This window comes from uncultured Aquimarina sp. (genome assembly GCF_947492405.1).
In the GTDB taxonomy this organism is placed as follows: domain Bacteria; phylum Bacteroidota; class Bacteroidia; order Flavobacteriales; family Flavobacteriaceae; genus Aquimarina.
On record NZ_CANLMP010000004.1, the window covers coordinates 627,636 to 650,407 of the forward strand.

12 protein-coding genes are annotated in these 22,772 nt (G+C 33.0%); 2 read left to right on the forward strand and 10 right to left on the reverse strand.

The features are described 5' to 3' along the window. Positions 1–97: 97 nt before the first annotated feature. The 9 genes from Q0829_RS17355 to Q0829_RS17395 all read right to left on the reverse strand — a co-directional run bounded on the left by Q0829_RS17355 (position 98) and on the right by Q0829_RS17395 (position 16,456). A complete protein-coding gene (locus Q0829_RS17355; protein WP_298545570.1) occupies positions 98–889 on the reverse strand; it encodes a M57 family metalloprotease in 792 nt (263 codons plus the stop codon). Between the two features lie 659 nt (positions 890–1,548). After that, complete coding sequence (locus Q0829_RS17360) at positions 1,549–1,854, reverse strand: hypothetical protein (RefSeq protein ID WP_298545572.1); 306 nt, start codon at positions 1,852–1,854, stop codon at positions 1,549–1,551. Positions 1,855–2,012: 158 nt separating this feature from the next. Next, positions 2,013–2,765 carry a LytTR family DNA-binding domain-containing protein gene (locus tag Q0829_RS17365; protein ID WP_298545574.1) on the reverse strand — a complete coding sequence of 251 codons (753 nt, stop codon included), beginning with the start codon at positions 2,763–2,765 and terminating at the stop codon, positions 2,013–2,015. Position 2,766: 1 nt separating this feature from the next. Next, a complete protein-coding gene (locus tag Q0829_RS17370; protein WP_298545576.1) occupies positions 2,767–4,719 on the reverse strand; it encodes a tetratricopeptide repeat protein in 1,953 nt (650 codons plus the stop codon). A 257-nt stretch (positions 4,720–4,976) separates the two neighbouring features. Beyond that, a complete protein-coding gene (locus Q0829_RS17375; protein WP_298545579.1) occupies positions 4,977–7,346 on the reverse strand; it encodes a T9SS type A sorting domain-containing protein in 2,370 nt (789 codons plus the stop codon). 279 nt (positions 7,347–7,625) lie between these two features. Further along, positions 7,626–8,876 (reverse strand): helix-turn-helix domain-containing protein, encoded by a 1,251-nt coding sequence (locus tag Q0829_RS17380; protein WP_298545583.1) that lies wholly within the window; start codon positions 8,874–8,876, stop codon positions 7,626–7,628. 217 nt (positions 8,877–9,093) lie between these two features. Beyond that, positions 9,094–11,397 (reverse strand): T9SS type A sorting domain-containing protein, encoded by a 2,304-nt coding sequence (locus tag Q0829_RS17385; protein ID WP_298545586.1) that lies wholly within the window; start codon positions 11,395–11,397, stop codon positions 9,094–9,096. Positions 11,398–11,468: 71 nt separating this feature from the next. Next, a complete protein-coding gene (locus tag Q0829_RS17390; protein ID WP_298545588.1) occupies positions 11,469–13,721 on the reverse strand; it encodes a BNR-4 repeat-containing protein in 2,253 nt (750 codons plus the stop codon). 74 nt (positions 13,722–13,795) lie between these two features. Then, positions 13,796–16,456, reverse strand: a complete 2,661-nt coding sequence (locus Q0829_RS17395) for an endo-1,4-beta-xylanase (protein WP_298545589.1) — start codon at positions 16,454–16,456, stop codon at positions 13,796–13,798. A gap of 634 nt (positions 16,457–17,090) precedes the next feature. Here Q0829_RS17395 and Q0829_RS17400 point away from each other — a divergent pair. Continuing rightward, entirely contained in the window at positions 17,091–19,472 is a 2,382-nt protein-coding gene (locus Q0829_RS17400) for a carbohydrate-binding domain-containing protein (protein ID WP_298545592.1), read from the forward strand. Between the two features lie 108 nt (positions 19,473–19,580). Then, entirely contained in the window at positions 19,581–21,794 is a 2,214-nt protein-coding gene (locus tag Q0829_RS17405) for a polysaccharide lyase (RefSeq protein WP_298545594.1), read from the forward strand. Positions 21,795–21,893: 99 nt separating this feature from the next. Here Q0829_RS17405 and Q0829_RS17410 read toward each other — a convergent pair whose 3' ends face one another. Then, a complete protein-coding gene (locus Q0829_RS17410) occupies positions 21,894–22,439 on the reverse strand; it encodes a sigma-70 family RNA polymerase sigma factor (protein WP_298545596.1) in 546 nt (181 codons plus the stop codon). Between the last annotated feature and the right edge of the window lie 333 nt (positions 22,440–22,772).

Genomic DNA, 22,772 nt, shown 5'->3' on the forward strand with positions numbered 1-22,772 from the left:
CTATATTTACTTGTAAAATTTTAGCTTCTTGCTAAAGAATTGTTTTGCGGTACAGAAAAACGATATTCCCAGATCAAGAAATAAAGTTTTATGAGACTTAGTTACATAATCTCCCAGAAAAATTGGTGTTATACAGTAATCTGGCAGCTCTTTTATCATCACCAGTTAATGATCTAACAGTTCCTCCTCGGCGACCATTCATTAACGAATTAGGATCGTTAACAGGTGTTCCTTGAATTAATATTTCTTGTGGGAGAGGACCACCACCTTGTGCAGATCCATTGGTATGTGCAAAACCGATGTTATGCCCTAATTCATGCTCAATAGTTGATCTCCATTGAGCATAACTATAGGAGCTAAACTGATTTAAATCTAATCGAATATATCTCCCCGGTTTTCCATTAGAAGGAAAAGTGCCTCTTCCTACCACACCTTGTGAGAGTGGACCATTACTTATTATTACTTCCGCATTATTTATATTAGAGGTAGCGGCAAACCGTATATCACATTTGGTAATATCATTCCAATGTCTCATAGCCAAACTCACTGAATTTCTGGCTGATCCAGCTGGTAAGTTATTAAATACTGTAATATATCTTATTTCATTGCAGCTGACTATATTCACCCACCGCCTTTGTTTAGATTGATTTTGATTGTCTATTTCATCAAGGTAACTTTCTGGAATATTGATATCTCCTTCTACGGTATAATATTCTCCGTCTTTTAATACAGGATAATTCTGCGTATCAAAACCTAGTTTTGCTATTTTTTCTAAAGTTGTATTGTCTACTATAGTAGCATCTGATGAGTCAACAATTTCATTTTCTTGTTCACATTGCGTAAAAGAGAATGCAATGGCAATGATGAAAGTTAGTTTTAAAAATTTCATAATTTAGTTTTTAAGAGTATTTATTTAGGAACTTTGCAAGTACAACTTTATAGATATTTTAAAAGCTTACTTCTGTAAATCTAAAGTTGTTTGTTGGATTATTTTCCTATGAATTGATAGATATCCTGTTTTAGTTTTTAATTAAAACATCCCAATGAATAAATAGTATTAAACCCCGATTATGTCAATTAATTCACAAAAAAAGCTCAACAAACAAGTTATTTGAGCAATTAGAAATTTGAAATAATAGTGGCTTATATTATTGATCGTTTTTGTTCCTTAAATCATTATGTTTAAACTTGAGCTCGATATAAGCATTTAATTTTAAAAAGTCGTCAAATTAAGTGGTTTTTAATAGTTTTTTCTACTCCATTCGAGATGACAGGAGAAAAATTAGCTTGCCCGCCTGTGTAAGGTATCGAAATTAGGCTTTTGATTGAAAATTTACTTGCCAGTCTGCTATCCGACAGACAGGTTTTCGATACATCTCCCGAGGTGCACACTCTGACTGACGTGAATCTTATCACGCCGAACTCACGTTTTAAGGGTTGTTTATTGTTCTAAAAAAACTAACTTCTTGAACACGAAGAACAAGAAGTCAGTAGAAAGATTTAATAAGTCAAATCTTATTAATCTTCAAAATTAAAATTAATCAAATTTTAGTTACATCCATATAGATCAGCTAAAAATGGAGGTAAAATATCACAAATATCTACATCTCCATCATTACCAGAAGAACAATTACTACTTACTCTTCCTGTAGGACATGTTTGTCTAAGTAATACATTACCGTTTGCTCCTCTAACGGTAATCAATACTCCTCCAGGAGCAGATTGAGTACTTGTACTAACAGAAGTTTCATTAGGAAACTCAAAAGTACCACAATCTGTAGTTACTGTACAACCTGCATAAGAAACTGCTCCGATAAATAGTGCTACCACTAAAGTTAAAAATTTCGTTTTCATAATAATCTAGGTTTTAAAATTTAAAGTGAATTTAATCTATATTCTTTCCCAAATCTAAGTAACTTAAGGATGAGTTCTTAACCTAAATTGATAACTGATATTCATGAATTTATAATTGTGTATTCTTAATTGGTATTCCAAAAAGATAAATTTAAAAACTACTTCAAATGAAGCTTATTGAAGGTTTCTTCTCTTCGAGATTTAGACATTGAAAGGATTTTACCATCATCCATCATAACAAAACCTCCTTCAGATTTTGAGATTTCTTTGATATAAGCGCTATTTACTAAACTAGAATTATGGATACGTATGAAATTATACCTTGTCAATAAATCTTCATAAAACTTTAAGTTTTTAGAAACAACTAAATGATTTTTATTGACAAGATAGATGAGTGTATAACTACCTTCTGCAAGGCAATACAGTATATCACTAATTCTGATCATTTGATATCCATTAGTGTTTGGTATAGCTATTTTATGCAGTGTACTATCATCTTTTTTAACTATCGTTAATAATTCTTCAAAATGTTTAGAAAATAACCGATTTTTTTTATTGAAAATAGCCCGATCTACAGCTTTTACAAGACTTTTTATATCTACAGGTTTAAGGAGGTAGTCAATAGCCATAAATTTAAAAGCATCTAGTGCATAATTATGAGCCGAAATAAAGATAATCTCAAAATCAATTTCTATGGATTCTAGCATTTCAAAAATCATTCTTGTCCCAATCTGAATGTCTAAAAAAACCAACTTAGGCTGCACAATTGCGATATCTTTTTTTGCTTCAGAAATAGTCGTTGAAATTTTTACGACTTCTATATTTGGGCAAAAATCTCGTAGTATCCCTGCCAAATTTTCAGCAACATTTAATTCATCATCTACAATCAATGAAGTTATTTTTGTTTCCATACTATTTTTTTATAGGCAGAAGAACTGTTACTTTAGTTCCTTGCGGTTTTCCTTCCGGATTATAAAGATCTTGATAGGTAACTTGAGATCTTTGATATCCCATTTTTTTTAAAATCTTCATACGTTCATTTGTGTTTATCGTTGCCACTGAAAGATGATTTTCTGGTCTGTTTTTTTTGATTTGTTGAGCAGCTTTTATTCCAATTCCATTGTCCTGTACAATACAAGTAAGATATTCTTTTTCTTTTATAACCTTGAACTTAATATATCCCGAACCTTTTTTATTACTTAACCCGTGAATTATTGCATTCTCTACAATAGGCTGTAACATCATAGCTGCCACCATTTCATCTTCCTCTAATAAGTTTTTATCAATATCCTCGATATATTCAATCTTATTCCTAAATCTAATAATTTCTAAGTTTACATACCCTCTAATTAACTTTATTTCTTTACTGAAAAGAATAAAAGGACTCTCTGAGTTTTCAAAAATCGAACGAATAGATTCTGAAAACATTGTTAGATAATCATACGCTTTATACTTCTCTGATTTTAGTATAAAGTTTTGTATACCCCCAATCGTGTTAAAAATGAAATGAGGGTTCATTTGAGATCGCAGAAGCTGCATCTTACTCTCTGTAAGCTTTTTTTGATTTTCTGCTATGGTAGCCTTGTTTTTCAAAAAATAAAAACGGATTAGAATTATTGAAGCGAAAATCATCAATCCTAATATTTGTAAAATAGTTCTAATCTTTTTAGAAAATAGATCTTCATTTATCTTTTTTTCAAGAGATAAATTCTGAAGTTCCTGCTCTTTTTCTTCGAGTATTAGGTTAGATTCCATGTTTTTTATTTCTTTTTTAACCATACCACCATAAAAACTATCTTTAATCACTACATATTCCTCATACAATTTCAGAGCAGACTTGTAATCACTCATTTTTTGTTTTAGTTGATATAACCCAAATTTACATTCTAGAAAAATAGACTTTAATTTATGTTTCTCAGAAATGCCTAAAGCTTTTAATAAGTAGCTCTCCGAAAGATTATAATTACCTAATTCCATATAGGCCATCCCTAAAGTATGATAAGTATCTGAACCTAGTGACCTTATATCTCCAGCTCTATATTCTAATGCTTTTTTGGCATACAAAATGCTTTCTTTATACTTTTTATCTAAATACAGATAATACGCTACATTGTTGTTTGCCATTCTTAATAAATTACGGTTATTCAAAGAATCAGCAATAATTAATACCTCATTTAAGTAATTGAAGGCATTGTCATAATTCTCTAAATCTGCTTCGGCATTCCCTAAATTCAATAAAGATTTTAATACAAGTTCTTGATTTTTAATTTTTTTACTTATTTCTAAGGCCTTTACTAAATAAACGATACTTTTTTTCGGTTCATCGAGATTTTGATACAGTATCCCTAAATTGTTGTATACAAAAATAGCCTCAAATCTATACTTTTCTTGATTGTTAATATACTTAAGAATGTCAAAATAGTCTTTGGCAGCTTTCCTTAAATGTCCTGTGTTTTTATATAATAATGCTCTATCATTTTTAGTAGCAATAAGACTAATTGTGTCTTTAGTTTTTTTACCATAGTATTCAGAAGAATCATAATGTTTTAGAGATGATTGCAGTTCTCCTTTAGCATATAATATGGCTCCAATCCGTAAATATGAATCTGCAAACAATTCTTCTGATTCATAATTTTTGGATTCTTCTATAAATAATCGAAAGTAATGTAAAGATAAATTTAAATCTTTTTTTATATAACGAACTCCTAACTGGTAATAAGGCTTCAGTTTTTTCAGTTCTTCAACATTAGAAATATCATTTTTTAAATCATAAGATTCGCTTTTATATTTATCTGGAAGAGGTTCTAAAGATTGTGCATTAACTGACACAATAAAAAGAAAAAATACATATCGAGCAATTAACATATTCTACATTCTAAAACTGTAAATTAAGAATATTTTAATAAAAAAAGCACTTTTAACTTATCTATTATTTTCAGACTTTAACGACGTATGGATAATCTACAAATATTCTACTGCAAAACAATAAATAAGTTATAATGAGAGAGAAAACTTATTAACTAAATCTTTTTTATAAATCTAAAAGACCTATAAAATTATAGCCTTCTTGAATTTTTAAAATTAAAAATTCAAGAAGGCTAGTTAAAGTTTAGTGTTATTGTTTAATGTTTAATAACAAACTGAGAGTTTTCTGTTTCTCCTTTAATAAAACCTATAGACAGAATATACATTCCATTCTTAATTCCAGATACATCAATAGATCTAAGGGTATTCAATTTTAATTCGCTGTTAGAGATATCTTTTGTAATCCTTCCTTGCACATCATAGATTTTAATGAATTCTATATTTTTTAAGGAATTATGAGATTCTAAAAATAATTGTTTATTCACAGGATTGGGGTATAAGAATACTGTATTACCTAATGATTTAGAATGTTCTATTGATTTATTTCTGACCCCTGCATCAACCAATCTCCACTTGGTACAATCCCCTGAAAATCCAGTAGACACCTGAGTAATTAACGTGTTTTCATCACCAGAGCATCCCTGAGAACGTATCCAGTTGCCCGTAACTCTGTTTTGTATTCGGTAATATCCATCTCCTGCGTCGATAAGCTTCCATTGCGGATTCCATCCAGTATAGGCATCACTCACTAATTCTACAGGCACAGTATCATTTCCGTTATTAGAATCTCTAAAAAATTTCAATCTACCTTCTGTAGCTTTATTAATGATAAAATAATATCCAGTGTCGGTTTCTTCAAAAGTAAACATACTACAATTACCTGTGTTTCCTTTAGGAGTTACTACTAATGGAGTACCAATATCACTAGCACAGTCTAAAGGACGTACCCACTGATCTGTAGCTTTATTTTCTAAATGCCAATTTCTTGAAGTGATATCTTCAATAGGATCAACAGGATCAGTAGGAGAGGAATCAGGTAAGAAATTGGCATTTACGCCATAAGAAAAATTAGAAGTATTATTTTCGTGAGCACCCATATCAGGAGCTTTCCCATTAAAACTATCATTAAAATTGGCTATTTTAATCCCTGCATCAAACCCTAAACTAGATGTGGACAATTTAAAATTACCTGTGTTATTTTGTGAATTGAAACCAGCACCATTTTCATAAGTTGCATTACCTTTAATACCGTTTGCTTCTGTACCGTTTGGTATTTTACCATTGTATAAGTCATAATTGTAACTATTATTTCCATCATTTGCTGATATACTATTGTTTCCTGAAGATCTAACAGCAAGAATATTATTTCTTGACGTAATATTCTTCATAGGTTTATTTCCTAATCCATCTATACCCGCCTTGTTATTGAAAATAGTATTATGAAAGATATAAATCAATCCTCCCATATAGCTTTGGTTACCCGCAGTTCCACCTTTCCAGAATCGACCACCTGTGCCATTTACAGTAATTTCTAATTTTTCTGCAACATTTCTAAAAACATACATTGGACCAATAGATACTGGTGCTGTGCCAACACCAATAAAACATTGTTTCATATAATTGTTCCAAATACGAACATTACGGTTTCCTCCTTCTATCTCAAGAGCATCATCGTGACAGTGACTTATTTTGTTACCATAAATATCGGAGTCGCTGCCTACATTACCTACCCAACTATCATTTTGTCCTCCTCCTATACCATCATTAAAATAATGAGCGTTATCCGAATATATTTCGTTATAACGTATCACATTTTTACCAGAACTTTCAAATAGATTTATCCCAGTAGCACCTAGAGGGTGATTATTACTAGTGTAATTAGGTCTTGGTTCCAGCCAACTATTGGCATCATACCTAGGGTGATGGATCTTATTGCGTTGGATAATAATATTACCTTTTCCTCGTACTTGTTTTATTCCTGAATCCCAATTTAAAGCAAATCCATCTGCACCCCTTCTTCCAAAACCACTTACATCATTATTTTCGACTACTACGTGATTACTCTGAACCAGAATTCCATCTCGTTGGGCACCTTTAACAATGAATCCACGTATGATAACATATTCTCCAGTTACACTTATACCACTTTTTGCATTATTCCCTACGTTTATAACCGTTTGACCAGGGTTTTCTGCTTCATAAAGCACATATCCATTTTTATCGCCTGATTCACTTGCGTTGAGTGTGCTGGTACGATTCCCAATTTTTATTGTCTTTTTAATAGGAAATTTTTCTGTCCAAGTACGTTTTTTTAATTGCTTTGTTACTCCACCTTGAAGTGTGAGTCTAAAATCATAATCAGTATTAGGTTTTAAATTAACCACACTACTTCTGTATTTACCTACCTCTGTACTATGGCGAGGGTTATATATCATATCTTGTGTTGCAAGCCATTGCGTTGCTCCCGTTTCCCGATAACTTACCACTACTTTTTTTCCTTGGACTCCTCCCGATGGAGACCAATATAGGCTCATAGCGTGGAATGAGGGAATTGCTATGGGTTCCTGAGCCCATAATGAAATGGGTATAATAAGTATTAATACTAGGTTTAAAAAAACATTTTTCATAAGATAATTGTGTTAAGTTTATAAATTAATTTGAAGAAATTTTACGTTTCAAAACTAGGGATTACATCATTTGAATTATTTGGATTTTACGACAATTTATAAGCAAAAAACGTCAAATAATCACTACATTTCCCTGTCCGCTTAATTTTAAGATCATATTGTTAATAGATTAGAATTTTTAAATTTTTTGCCCTAAAACGCACTTTATTTTAACTCCAATTTGCATGGAATTAAAAGCATTATTATTTATACTATTCATCAAATTACAAAAGACTTGTTTTATACATTAGACGATCTTATTTCTGAAGGGGTCGCACCAAAATGTTTTTTAAACACCCTGTTAAAATGGGAAGCATCCTGTATACCTACGTTAAAAGCTATTTGAGATATTGAAAGATTACTCCCTAATAGTAAATCCTTGCTTTTTTCCATGCGTCTTTTTGTAATGATTTCAGTAAATGTATTTCCTGTCTCTTTTTTTAATAAACGCTGTAATTGTCTCGGAGATTTATGAAGGCTTTCAGATAATTGTTTTATTCCTATGTTTTGTTCGAATTTTTCTTCAATGATTCTTATCGCTTGTAGTACTATTTCTTTTGTATAAGAATCCGAAGGTGCCACTTTCTTTTTTTCGGGAATAGAAATCTCTTGCTTTCTCAATACTATTTGTCTTAGTAAAGACTGTTTTTTTAACCTGAAAAAGGATAGAAGATCCAAAATAAATAATACTAGAGTAAAATATATAAAATACTCTGTTTTTTCAGAAGTTATGTATCCATTCTGATCTGTAAGTATTATTTTGTTACATTTCTGCGGTTGTGCAAATATGGAAAGGTTAGCCCAATCCCAATATTTAAAAGATGTACGATCATCTCTATCGTTTACACATAGATCAGCAAGAAGTCTGCTACCTATTTTAGGAATGTAACTTACTGAACTCCAACCTACAGTTAATTCTACAATATACATACAGTCTTTATCGGTGTTGTCATTAATGGTTCCATCATAGGTAATACCAACTTGAAAGTCTCCTTTCCATTTGAAATTCCTATTCTCACCAATGACTAGGCTGTCCTCTTCTGATAATGGTTTACCTCTAATAGTTGAGATATTTTTATTAATATTAGTACTAAACTGAAACTCATTCTCAGATAAATAATTTAGAGGAGCGTTTTCTGGTTTGGTACAAATATATAATTCGACACCATCATCATTCCATAGATTATTATTATCTGGATTGGGTATTTCGTATAAATAATCATCATAAATACGAAAGGCTATATACAGTTTTTGTTTATCCCATAGTGCTAACACTTTATGGATATTCTGTTTATTCTTAAAAAGAATATTTTTAAGCGCTATTTCCTCTGTATGATCCCATTCTGATAGTACCCCGTCTATGATAATAGTTTTTTCTGTATACTTTGCCTGTAATGAAACTACTTCATTATGTTTATAGTTGTACCATTTTTGTGAGAAGCAAACAAATGGAATTAACAGTAGGATAAGGTATATAGAATTGAAATTCATTTTTGAAATTTTTCTTGACAATTGTATATATTAACACTTTAAATAGTTAGAAAAAATCTTCACGGTAGCCTATATTATTGATTAAGGAGTAAAAGCTTTTCCTAATCTATGTTTCAGGCTATACGGTTTTCTTATTTAATTGCTTTCTAGCGATTTTTAAATTCAGCTTGCCTGAAAGTTCGATAGTTGAATAATTCAGGAAAGCCTATAGCTGAGTTCAATGTTTAATAACAAACTGAAAGTTTTGTATTTCTCTCTTTACAAAATCTATAGACAAAATATAAACACCATTGTCAATCGCTGATACATCAATGGATTTCTGGGTATTTAATTCTAATTCATTCTTAGCGATATCTTTTACCATCACGCCTTGTAGATCATAAATTCTGATACTCTTTATATCTTCAATAGCATTATTGTTCTTTAAGATCAATTGATTATTTGCTGGGCTAGGATAAAAACTTATAGGGGGCAAACCTTCTTCATAATTTTGATTAGTTAGCCTGCCAATATTATTTTCTATAGTTTGAGGAACATTCTCATATTCGATTCTTAAAGTAGCTGCCTGATTAGGAGACCCATCATAGGATTCTGCTGTACGCTCTCCATTTCCTTGAATAATGATAGCGATACTATTATTTGACACCCATCCATCTCTATTTACAATTTCTTGAATAATTGTTCTTATATCTGGGGTTCGTTGATTTTCACTTGTCTCTCCTATTGAGATCCACGGACTTGGATTCCAATTAACACTTGAATCAGTTGTAGGTCTGCTAGAAATATTAAAATCAGATTGTGAATTAAATATTGGAGCATCATTCGTATCATGCCCTTTGATTATCAAATCACAAGGATTAGAATCAAGTTCATCTACAGTCAATTGAATATATGCTTTTGTAATCTTAGCATTTTTGGGGACAGGAATATTACGAAACCTTAACCCTACTGTCTGAGTTGTGGTTCTATCGTCAACCAATTCTATGTCCGAGCTATTTAGATCAATTCTCCCATTTAGGCTTTCTTCTGCGTCATCTTTTTTTGTAACAATCGGAATTGTAACATCCTTAATTTCTATGCCGGGATCGCAAGGATTAATGTTGGTATTGCCTCCTACACAATTTCCGCAAGAATCGATATAAGCACTACCTCCTTGGTCGCCATTACAATCTTCTGGGATAGTAGTGCTATTATCCGTTAAACTATTTAAGTACTCCTCTATATTAGTATATCCATTCCCATCTTGATCTTCGGATCCATCTGAGGAATTGTTAGGATTCAATCCATGACTTGTCTCCCATTGATCAGGCATTCCGTCTGAATCACTATCCGTTGGCGCAATACCCATAGCCAACACAGGATACCCTCCAACATCAGAAGGGTAATCGATAATCCTGCCTGTTCTGTTTCTCACACCATCAACAATACCTTGGTCTACGCTGTCTCGCTGTGGTAATCTAGCACCAGCGTTTTTTAAAACATCATCATAAGCCTGACTCGCAGGAGTGGTAGTAACAAATGGAAATGGATATCTCGTAGAAACTACTGTTCCAGGTTCTCTAAAATTAACGATTGCATCTTCTGGATAACTATTATCTGGTCTTGAATGTTCTGCTATATTATCTTCTAAGAATAGGTTTATGCCCGGAGTTTTTACCTGTAGCCCATATTCGGTTAAATCACTATCTTCTCCTGGCACTAAATAGTTTTTTACATAATTGAGAAATACACTCCCATAACGATTTTCGATCTTAACCACAGATCCTTTCCAATTATATATTACGTTATTCACCACATCATGTTCTCCAGAAAGTATCATGGGATTTCGCGCCCCATTATTAGCAAATAAATTATGATGTATAGAGATTTGCTCAGCATTTTGTAATAACATACCTTTACTATGACATCCTTCTACATGAGTATTACAATTGAGCGCATCAGCTATAATACTCCATTGAAAAGTAATATTAGTCACATTTATATCGGGATCACCAGTATAAGTTGATACGGTTTCATCAACACCCCATGTAAAGGAACAATGATCAATCATAATATCGTGAGCATCTTCTGATTTTATGACTAACGCGTCTTTCGTATCAGATCCCTCCGGGGTAACTCCAGAACCCGGTCGGATTCTTATATAACGCATAATGATATCATGTGTCTTCATAGAAACTGGAGTTTTATCATTGAGAGTTCTAAGACATATTCCTCCACCAGGAGCAGATTGTCCTGCAATAGTAATATAAGGATTCTCTATTTTTACGGTAGATTCTAATGTGATTGTACCACCTACCTTAAATAGAATGGTTCTTGGTCCTGAAGCCTCACAAGCAGCTCTGAAGCTACCTACGCCAGAATCGTTGAGATTGGTTACATAAACTACTTGTCCGCCACGACCGCCTCTAGCACCAGCACCAAATCCTTCAGCTCCCGGAAAAGCAGGAACCTGTGACCAAGAAATCGTTATATTTAGAATTGTAAATGATGTAGTAATCCAAAAAAACTGAATATTCTTCATAAGTTTAGCTTTAAAAAAAAGCTTTCCTAAAAAGCGATAATTGAGCAATTCAGGAAAGCATATAGTTGAGTTTAATGTTTAATAACAAATTGAGAGTTTTCTGTTTCTCCCGTTATAAGATCTATGGATAAAATATACAACCCATTACCAATACCAGATACATCAATAGATCTCTGAGTGTTCAATTCTAATTTATTCTTAGTCATTTTCTTTACTAACTTGCCTTGTATGTCATAGATTTTGATACTTTGTATATCTTTTAACGAACTACTCGACTTTAAGATCAATTGATTGTTTACTGGATTTGGATAAAAATTAATCTTATCACTTATGTTTGGAAGTTTCTGATTTTTGGTTTGAAGTTCCAACAGGTTTGAAACCGTTCTTAAATTAAAACTGCAACTGATATCATTGACACTTTTGCTATCATATCGACTGTTCCAGTTCCCTCCAGAAGGTCCAATATAGGCTTGCCATATGTAGTTATTCCCTAGTTTAGCATCTCGATCTACCGTAACGTTTAAGGATACAGTTCCATTACCATTAACGGCTAAGCGTGCGGATCCTTCTGTTTCCCAATTTTCATCTTTGTTTTGAAGCGAGATTTTCACATCTGCTGTTCCTGTTCCCGTATAGGGAATATTGATAGTATAAGTTTCACCCGGTCTTACATGATTCGGCGGTAAATAGTTCTTTATACTAAAAGACTGCGAAACTGAATAGGTAATGTCATATATACTTCTAACTATATGTCGATTACTCCAATTTCCGCCTCTAGTGGTTAGATAAGCTTTCCAGACATAATTATTTCCTAGCTTAGAATCAGAATCTATTTGTATATTTACCTTAGCTGTACCATTTTCACTTACTAAAACACGAGCAAAACCTGCATTTCTAAAACTATCATCCCTATTCTGAATTGTTAAAATAAGATCGGCAGGTTCTGAAACATTATAAGGAATATTTACACTATAGCTTTGTCCGGCCACTACTGTAGATGGTCCTGTATATTCTTTTATTTCAAAAACTGGTATATTTATTTCTTCCGATTCCTCGTTTCGATCATATGTGTAGATCGTTACTTTATCAGAATTTCGGTCAACAGTTCTCCACCTGAAATCTCCAGTTGTCAAGTAATACTCATAATCCACCTGATCAGAAGTACCATTATAGCTAGAAGGATTAGATCGCATATTTTGCCAAGACTTTCCTTCATCCTTGGTAATATACCAACCATTATAGGGCCTAAAAACTACTACTTCACCATTTCGTCTTCCATAGAATGCTGTAGCTTTATATGGAGCATTTAATTCTTTCCAGGAATTACCATTCCAGGTTTTCATAAACAATTGTTTATTACTTCCTTCTCCTATTTGATACGATACTACTGGTTTGTTTCGGTCAAAAGCAACTATTCTGGCGCCAGATATAATATCTTTCTGACTCGATCTATTGGCTATCACCGATGCGTTATTTCGGGTAAGAGGCAAACTGTTGATTGAACTCCTATTAGCTTTTTTCCAGGTAAATCCTCCATCATCAGAATATGCATATAAAACATCGGTCATCCCATTATTTGTTCTATTTGGGGCATTTTCTACAGCAATAGTGGTTACCAAGTGTATTCTGTTGGTACGATCCCAAAACAAACGAATTAGCGGCTTTTGGTAAAACCCTTTCTTATTTGCTCCACCGTTAGCCCAAACCATCGTTTTACTACCTCCATGAGATGTTCCTCCAAGCATGGTCCACGACTTCGATTGCACATTATACTTAGCAATCGCACCCCCCATTTTTCCTGGTACATCTCCATTATACTTTGTTTGATGTCTATAGGTTATATATAATTCGTCATTAACATCTTTAAAAAATTCTGGATAAGTAATTTCTTCTCCGGGTGGACAACTTATACTTCCTGGATTATGTTTAGTAAAAGCATCTATTGATTCTGGATTGTTCGAAATATAATAAACCCAGTCTTGATTATGAACATCTGCAGTAATATGTATATATCCTGTTTTGTCAACAGCGATAGATGGCATTACATGGTATTTATCATTTTGAATATTTCGTCTTACAATATTAGTAATGCTTGAACCGTTAGATAATTTCTTAGAAACTTTAAGGGTAGTTCCTTCTATCCAAGCAACATACATTGCATCATTAAAAGTCGTAACCGGAGTACAATCGCCTATATTTAATTCGCTACCTGTAACATTTACATTTTGAATTCTATTTAGGTTTTGACTGTAACTTTTTATTAGAAATAAAAAATTAAGAATAATAAAAAAGCTAATAACATTCCTATAATATATATATTTCATAACCATATAATTAATTCTATATAAGTCACATACCCTGGGTTTTCTCAAGATATGTGACTATTATATTAAGACATTTACTTTTTTATAATTTGTTCGGTATAAATTTCTTTATTACCTATAATTTTTAAGATATACATACCTGTAGCTAATTTGCTAGCATCTATAACAATAGAATTATTATTTTTCGGATTCATATTCTGGATCATTTTTCCTTGAACATCGTATAGTGATACCCGATGAGGAATATTTGAATCTAAAAACTCAATCTGGATAGAGTTTCCGGTAACTGGATTAGGATATATCCTGATTTGTTCGGTGTTTTTTAAAGACTCCTCTATCGAATTAGTTCTATTCAGATCATTAAATTGAATATACCCACCGCAATGTAAACTCTGGCTATACGCACCACCACAACTTCCGTTTTGATAGACTCCGGTATTAATTTCCTGCCCTTCAGCCTGGTAAACATTTCCATTGATCGATATGTAATCGATTTGTATATTTTTATCACACTGATTTTGATTTCCATCATTAATAAATCGTACTCTGATAGCCCCACTATCATTACCTGTATATTGAAAATTAGCAAATGCAGTTCCTATACTATTCCAAGTTTTTACATCGCTACCTCCTATTTGTAATGACATACTTTCTCCCCCACAATCTCCTTTGACCCTTACAATAATATTCTGAGTGTTTCCTGTTTGTGCATCATCCTGTAAGGTTAACACCAATTTTGGAGGAACTGATCCTTCTCTGGAATAAAAATGGACATCGTTTCCCCCTCCATCACCTAATAAGGCCAAATTATATACTCCATCATTATCAAAAAAAGCAGCATCTATATTAATCTCAATCGTTTCATTATCCTGAATAGAGTTTCTTGGGTAACTACCTAGTTCTTGTGTTCCAAAAACAGGGCGATTATTCCAACTCACAGCAGTTTCTGACCAACTACTATTAATTCTTCGAACAGTAATACGACTGTTATTATTATTAATGCTACCATTGGGAGATTCTTTGAGTACTAATTTTGCAGCGATTACTTTTTTGTTGACCAAACCATTTACTTGAAATCTTGTGAGGGCTTGCAATTGTCTATTAGAACTCGATTGCATAGCGATACTACTTCTGGATCCGTTGTTTCTTGAAGGGTTTGTATTATCAATATAACTATCTGCTACAGGTATAAAGCTGAAACTTGAAGAACCACCAGTGTCTGAGGACGTTGTGGCACTGGCTTGATTGCTATATGTAGAATTACCGTACGTATTATAAGCCCTGATTCTATAAGAATAGGTCGTAGATGCTGCGAGTCCATTATCTGTATAACTAGTTCTATTTGATCCTACGCTAGCTATCTGACTATAAGAGCCATTACCTGTTTTGCGCTCTATTTTGAATCCTGCTTCATTGTAAGAAGCATCTCCCCAACTCAGTTGAATTTGACTATTGGATGAAGTACTTGCCGTTACATTAATTGGTGGTTGAGGAGACTGATTAAACTTAGTTTCGTTTAATGCCTGTTGCATGCCATAATAAGACGGTTTAGGGTTAAAATTTGCTGTCTCAAAATAGTTAGGAAATTCATCCTCTCTGTATGCTCCCAGTTCACCATCACGTAATCCCCAGAAGTTTATTAAACCAACACCTGCTTCTCTTGCTGCCTTGATCGCATTGTAAGCCACGTCTCTTTGTTCCTGATCACCTGTAGAGGTACCGGAATTGCCTACATCAAGTTCCGTAATATAGACTTCGTAACCTAAGTCCTTATATTTTTTTATTTGATTTTTAAAATCATTCCAATCATAATTTCTACCCGTTGATAAATGTGTTTGAAAACTAATAACATCTACAGGTACATTCTTGTTTTTAAGATGATTTGCCAATTGATATAATAGTTTATCATGCTTTAACCCTGAAAAATGGCAGTTATTTTCACGTAATTCCAGCTTCTTATTCGTATACTTTCTGGCATATTCAAAAGCTAATCGAATGTAGATCGGAAATCTATTGACTACTTTATCATCACCCGTCAATCCAGATTCATCATCTTCACGTCCCAAAGCATTAAATACACTATTAGCAATGGTAAAATCACCAGTGACAAAGAAAGCTTCATTAACCACATTCCAAATATCTACTTTTTCATCGTTATTATTACTTTGTATAACAGTTTTGATAAACTGTTCCAGCATATTTCGTAATTCAGCTTGGGAGTAAGTACCGCGATTATCTATAAGCCATTGAGGATGATAGGTAAATCCTCCAGCTAATAGATGTGCTATTTGAACTTTGTTATTATCTTCTAACCAATTCACTGTGGCATTAAAATCATCCAGGTCATATTGATATGGACCTGTCCAGGTAAAGGTAGGAAAACATAATACCGTTCCTGCACTACATTCTCTAAGAAGGACAGTCTGAGAATTTTGTTTCCATTCTTGTTGGGTATTTATCGGCAAATAAGTACCAGCACCTATTACACTGCCTATTAAAGTTTGGTTTCCCGCTATATCTTTTAAACGCTCACCGTTTGGTACTGTTTGAGCATATGCATTTTTTTGGAGTAACAAACAAAAGGTTACAAGCAAGAGTATTTTCCAGCTAAAATTAGAGACTAACTTAAACTCTAAATTATTTACACGAATAGGAACGTAGGTTGTAAATTTTGGTTTGAGGTTATTCTTTCTGGGTGAAAGAATATCTTTTTTTAAAGTGTTGTATATTTTCATAATATTTTAATTAGATGATTTGAATAAATTGTAAAGTCAAAACCTATATCATTGAAGAATATGCGTTCTTCATCTGAATACAGAACACACACAAGATCTAACCCTCTAAAACCAAGGATTATTAACCCAATCAATACGTAATTTGTCTAATTTATTTAGTGCGGATGCAAAAGAGTCCTACAGTAACAAAGTGTTCTCTCTTTTTAAAGATAGTTGGTTAATATTCATAAAATAGGTTTTAAGGTTATATAAAAGTAATCAATTATATATCGTTTTTCTACTTCGATTTATAAAACAATCTTTTGAGTTTAAGAATGACTTATTTCTGTTTTTAGATATACTTTTTAAAAATTCACTCCTCCCATTTTGTTGAAAGTTAGATTACTATTAGTAAAATCTCTAAAAAACACTTAAAACCCTTGTTATCAGTGATTTGAATAAGCTAAATGTATATATACACCTATAATCTTTACTTAACAAAGAATTAACAAAAGTTAAACTTTAAACCTCACTGTTAGTTATCAAAAACTAAGCGTATAAGTTAATGACGAGAAAATATTGTTGCAGATTCGGAATAACTTATTTCTGATGATAAAACGTAACCATTTAAGATCAACTTAAAAAAAAAGAAATTATGAAAAGAATAAAATTATTGAACATTCTTTGTTTATTGTTCACGATCTATCTTCCTGCCCAGACTATCTACTACGTAGATTCCAATAACGGAAATAACAATAACACAGGACTTAGTCCAACAGCAGCTTTTCAACAAATTCAATATGCATCTGGTGTTGTCTCCCCAGGAGATACTGTAAAAATAATGCCCGGAACTTATACGGGTGAAAACCCAAGCAGTCCTTGGGCAGAAATTTTTATTCAAAGATCCGGATCAAACGGCAATTACATTACATTTCAGGGTGTAAAGGATGCACAAGGTAATTTACCAAAGGTAGTTTCGGCCTCCATAAAAGGTATTGACGTTTTTAACACTTCGTATATAATTATTGAAAACCTCGAGTTCGAGCCTGCTCCTAATGATGTAAAAAATCTAATAGGGAATCCAAATTTCGGATTAGAACAATGGCGACAAAGAAGAGGCATTGCGATGGATAACAATTCACATCATGTAATCATTCGTAACAATTACTTTCATGATTTTCCAGGAAACGGTATTACTATTGGAGGATCAGATATTATACTCATAGAAGGTAATTTAGTCGAACATTGCGCATATGAGGCCAACAATGCCAATAGTGGAATATCTGCATATCAACCATCTAATCTTAATGTGGGTAAGTTTCCTGAGTATCCTAATCATAGCATTATTTTTAAAAATAATATCAGTCGTTATAATGTTAATCTAAGAGGATTTGCAGGAGGTATTGGTAATAATAGGATGACAGATGGAAACGGCATCATAGTCGATGATTTTACCCAAAACCAAAGTAGCAATCCTGTTCCATATACCGGTAGAACATTGGTAATTGGTAATATTTGTTATGGAAACGGAGGGCAGGGAATTAATATTTTTTCCAGTAATAATGTGGATGTGTATCATAATACAATGTTTGATAACGGTCAAACCACTCGTATTGCAAACCCAGCTTACGAAGTTGCAATTGGAGATTCTCAATTATCAATAGGTAGAGTCAACAATGCCAATATAAAGAACAATATATTATATAATACTAATGGTTCCAGAACTACTATTTCTAGATATCAAGATACCAACATTAATTACAACCAAAATATACATTGGAACACTACAGGAAATCCAGAACCTGTGAGCAGCAACGATATTGTGACAAACCCAAACCTAACAAGTACTAACGGGCTTACTCAATCTCAAACAAATTTGTTAGCTACTATGACGAATCCGTATAATCAGAATTCAACCTCAGCCAGACTAAGATTGCCAACTGTTAATAATGGATTCCCGGTTCAGAATGTAAAACTTCTTGCAGGTAGTCCTGCTATTGGGACTGCAGAAAATGTAGGGTTTGGAACCTCTTCAGATATAGGAGCACTACCATTTGATGTAAGTAATCCAGGAAGTAATGACGATATTGTATCGGTATCAGCTCCTGAAGAAGTAAATCCAGGAACTATGGTAGGTGTAACAGTCACCTATTCTTCTTCAACGAATAGAGATATCCAGGTAGCATTTCAATCAGTAAGTGGTCCTAACTATACGGTCTACGGAGAAACGATCGTTCCCATTACTGAAGGAAGTGGTACTATAACCGTACGGGTACCAATTGCTTCGAACACACCGATTGCGGTAGATGAATATCAATTTCAGACCTTTATTACTACTCCTGGGGGAGGGTGGCCAAATAGAACAGATAATGTAGTGAGAACCGGTGTGGATTGCACGAATGCCTCTACAGGAACATTTTCTACCATCACTATTGGTGCAGAAGGGTTTTGCGGTGGTGAAAAAATTCAACTTTTATTAAATAATCAAACCGTGAGTGAATGGACTTTAACGTCAGATATTGAACTTTATACCTATAATCAATACAGAGGTGACCAAGAGATTAAAATAGCTTTTGTAAATGATGCCAATAACGGATGTGATCTTAATGTAAATATAGACTGGATTCAAGTTTGTGGTACATTATACCAAACAGAAGATAATGCGATAAGAACAGGTTGTGGTTATGGTCAGGAGTTATACTGTAACGGGAACTTTAATTTTGGAGTAATATCCTGTTCTCCCAACAATAGAAGTTCTTTTACAAAACAAGTCAAACCAAGAAACACTACTGTCAATATATTTCCAAATCCTATTGCAAAATCTAATCCTACTATAACTATTAGCGGAGCTGACCAACAATCAAAATATCAAATAAAACTATATAATCTTACCGGAGCAGTAGTGTTTACCAAAGATCATGTTTTAATAAATTCAACAATTGGTTTAAACAACATAGGCGAAGGATTGTATATCCTCGATCTGATGGATGAAACTACACAAGAAACTATAAAAACCTCTAAACTTATTATAAAATAAATCGCAGTGTTTGATGTAAACGGCTTTTGTAATATTTTACCAAGGCAGATAGCATTATAAAAGCCTGTCAAACCCTAAAATTATATGAATTAATTTAAATAACTTATTATGAAATTGAAACTCAAATTATCAAAAAAAACCAATCGCAATAGGAATATTTCTTTATATCGGATACTAATGGTTGCGATATTCTTTTTGGGAATAAATAAAATAAAGAGCCAAACTGATGGTTTTACCAATACTTTTGAATATGGAAATGGTACTACTTATAATCAGTCAAGATGTCAAAGCGATGTAGGAAATTGTAATTATTGGTTAAACTCTCAAAATTCAGATATACAGGACAAAAATTTACGCATAAAATTTGCACAAGGAGTATATGGAACCAACTGTGGTATCGTAGCCAGATCCAATATTAATGGAAACAATGTATACACTCTTGAGTATAAAGTGAAATTTGATAATGGATTTGATTGGAGATTGGGTGGTAAACTACCTGGTTTAGCAGGTGGTAGTGCACCTACCGGTGGGGGAATACCGTCTGACGGTAGTGGATTCTCTACGCGGTATATGTGGAGAGAAAACGGTAGAATGGTTGTATATGCTTATTATAAAGATCAAACCGATTTTTATGGAGAGAATTGGAACGTGGGACTTAATTTTCAAACAGGAATTTGGTATACTCTGAAACAAACAGTAACGGTTAATACCGGTAATAATGCGAACGGTAGAGTTGAAGTTTGGGTAAACGGACAAAAGAAATTAGATCGCAGCGGGCTGCGTTTAATGTCTCAAGGAAATACGGTAAACCGTGTACTTTTTGATACGTTTATGGGAGGAAATGATCCAAGTTGGGCACCAGATCATACACAATATTTAAGAATGGATAATTTTAAATGTGTTAAAGGTAGGGATGATGGACCTCCTCCTGCATCAACCGAAGGCACTATTGAAATTGAAAATAAGTATACTGTTCGTAACGAAGCAGGAACAATAGCGACAATCGGACCAGACACATACAATCCCGATGCCAGTGGAGGAAAATTTGTGCGATTATATGATACCAATGATGAATTATCAACAACCATTACTATCAGCGAAACTGGAAAGTATAAACTGGACTTACGATTACGCACAGGAGAACAATCAGGAACTACAACAAATCTTATAGATAAATACGAAATTAAGGTAAAGGGGCTAGTTAAACAGTTTAACTTAATTCCCGGTTCTATTTCTGCTTTGGATAAAGATGCCTATTGGGGTGAGTTAACCTACACTACGAGAGAATTACCACCTGGCACTCACACGATTATTGTAAGAGCTAAATCCAATTGGTTGAAAGTAGATCGATTAAAATTTAAAAAAACTGCTGATATTCAGGATAAGGTTGTTTCCATGACTACTCCTACTTCAGTATCACCAGGATTTACCGCCACTGTAAAAGTAGCTTACTCAGCATCTACGAATCGCGATTTATTCGTTAATTTTCAACAAGAATCAAACTATGCTTCTTTTGCATCGGTAAGAGTTCCGGTAACCCGAGGAACCGGCACGATTGATATACCTGTAGAGATACCTGCTAATTTACCCTTAGGAAATGATCGGTATAGATTTACCACACATATTGGACCAACAGGTACATTTTGGAATGATCGATTGGATTTTAAATATAAGCCAAATATTGATGTCGTGAATAATGCAACATCAGATTGTACAATTGTTGTTCGAGCTGCAGGTGCAACAGGTGAAGAAGTTATCCGACTTTTAATAAATAATCAGTTGGTGCGCGAATGGGCAGTAAATAGTACCAGCATGCAAAACTACACTACGGACACAACTTCTGGGGGGAATGTAAAAGTGCAATTTATTAATGATGGAGTTTCTTCTAATGGGGGTGATAAAAACGTACGTATTGATAAAATTACTTTTGCAGGTACTACAGTACAATCAGAAAATGCAGTAAGAACTGGAGCTGGAGCTGGAGAATGGCTTTGGGCTAATGGAAATTTTGATTATGGTACATTAAATTGTACATCAAACAGAAGTAGAAATTCTGAGAACTTGACAAAAGACACTCCAATCGCTGAAGTATCTGTGTATCCAAATCCTGTAAATCAAGGTGTTATAAACATTCAAGGTCTAAAAAACACCTATCGAGTTAAGTTATATAACCTAAAAGGACAAGAAGTTTTTAGTAGAGAAAGACTATCGGACTCTTCTCAAATTAACCTTGAAAAAGTCGCTCAGGGAATTTACATTATGAACATCATTGATGCAACATCATCAGAAACCATACAAACTTCGAAATTAATTGTGCAGTAGTTTATAATTGTTATTAGTAATCAATCTGCTATTTTCGAATAACAAATTTGTTATTCGAAAATAGCAGATTACTTTTTTAGTTCTTGTCCAAAAGTCTTTTCACAATATAGAATTAGATATTTTTTTTCTTGCACGATGTATTAGTACCCAATAATATTCTCGTGATATTCCTAACTTTTTACAGATAGTGTCTACATCATATTCCTTTACAAATTTTAAGGTAAATACTTTTGACTCTTTTTTAGGCAGTTTCCTTATTTCCATCTTCAGAACTTTATTTAATTCCTTAAAGCGAATATTATAATCAGCTTGTTGACATTCGGATATTAAAAGCATATTTATTTTAAGATTAAAGTTTTCATATCCAGAAATATCAGTTTTTAATTGTTCCAGACGTCCTGCCCTCGAGTTAGTTTTTCTATAATTATCAATTATTTTACGTTTTAAAATAGTTGTCAACCAAGTCCGTTCTTTTGAACTTCCGTTATAACGAAATTGAGATTTTAAAGCAGCATAAAAAGTTTCTTGCACGATATCTTCTACTATAATTGGATCAGTTATTCTTTTTCTGGCAAACGCTATCATATAATCATAATATCGATCGATCCATTTTTCTGGTTCTAAGCTAATTTTTTTACAATTCATTTATATGGTTTTAAGATTTAATTCATTCCATACTGTTAATTTTATAATACTAGAGCGAAAAACGATTAAGAACAGCATTGATTAGCTTCCTTATCGATTAAATCGTTCCGACATTATTTATTTATTGAATTGTTAGGTTTTTTTGTGTTTGTGTGTTAGGATTGCTTATTATAAGTTTATCCACTTCTTTAGGATATATAAGCTTTTGCAAAAAAATAATCTAGATCGTCTTTGAGTAGTGGTTGTTACAATTTTGAGTACTGCGCATATGTTATAAAAACAAGAATCCAAAATAAGTAGCTAAAAACATCGCAAATATACTTGCATTCACAA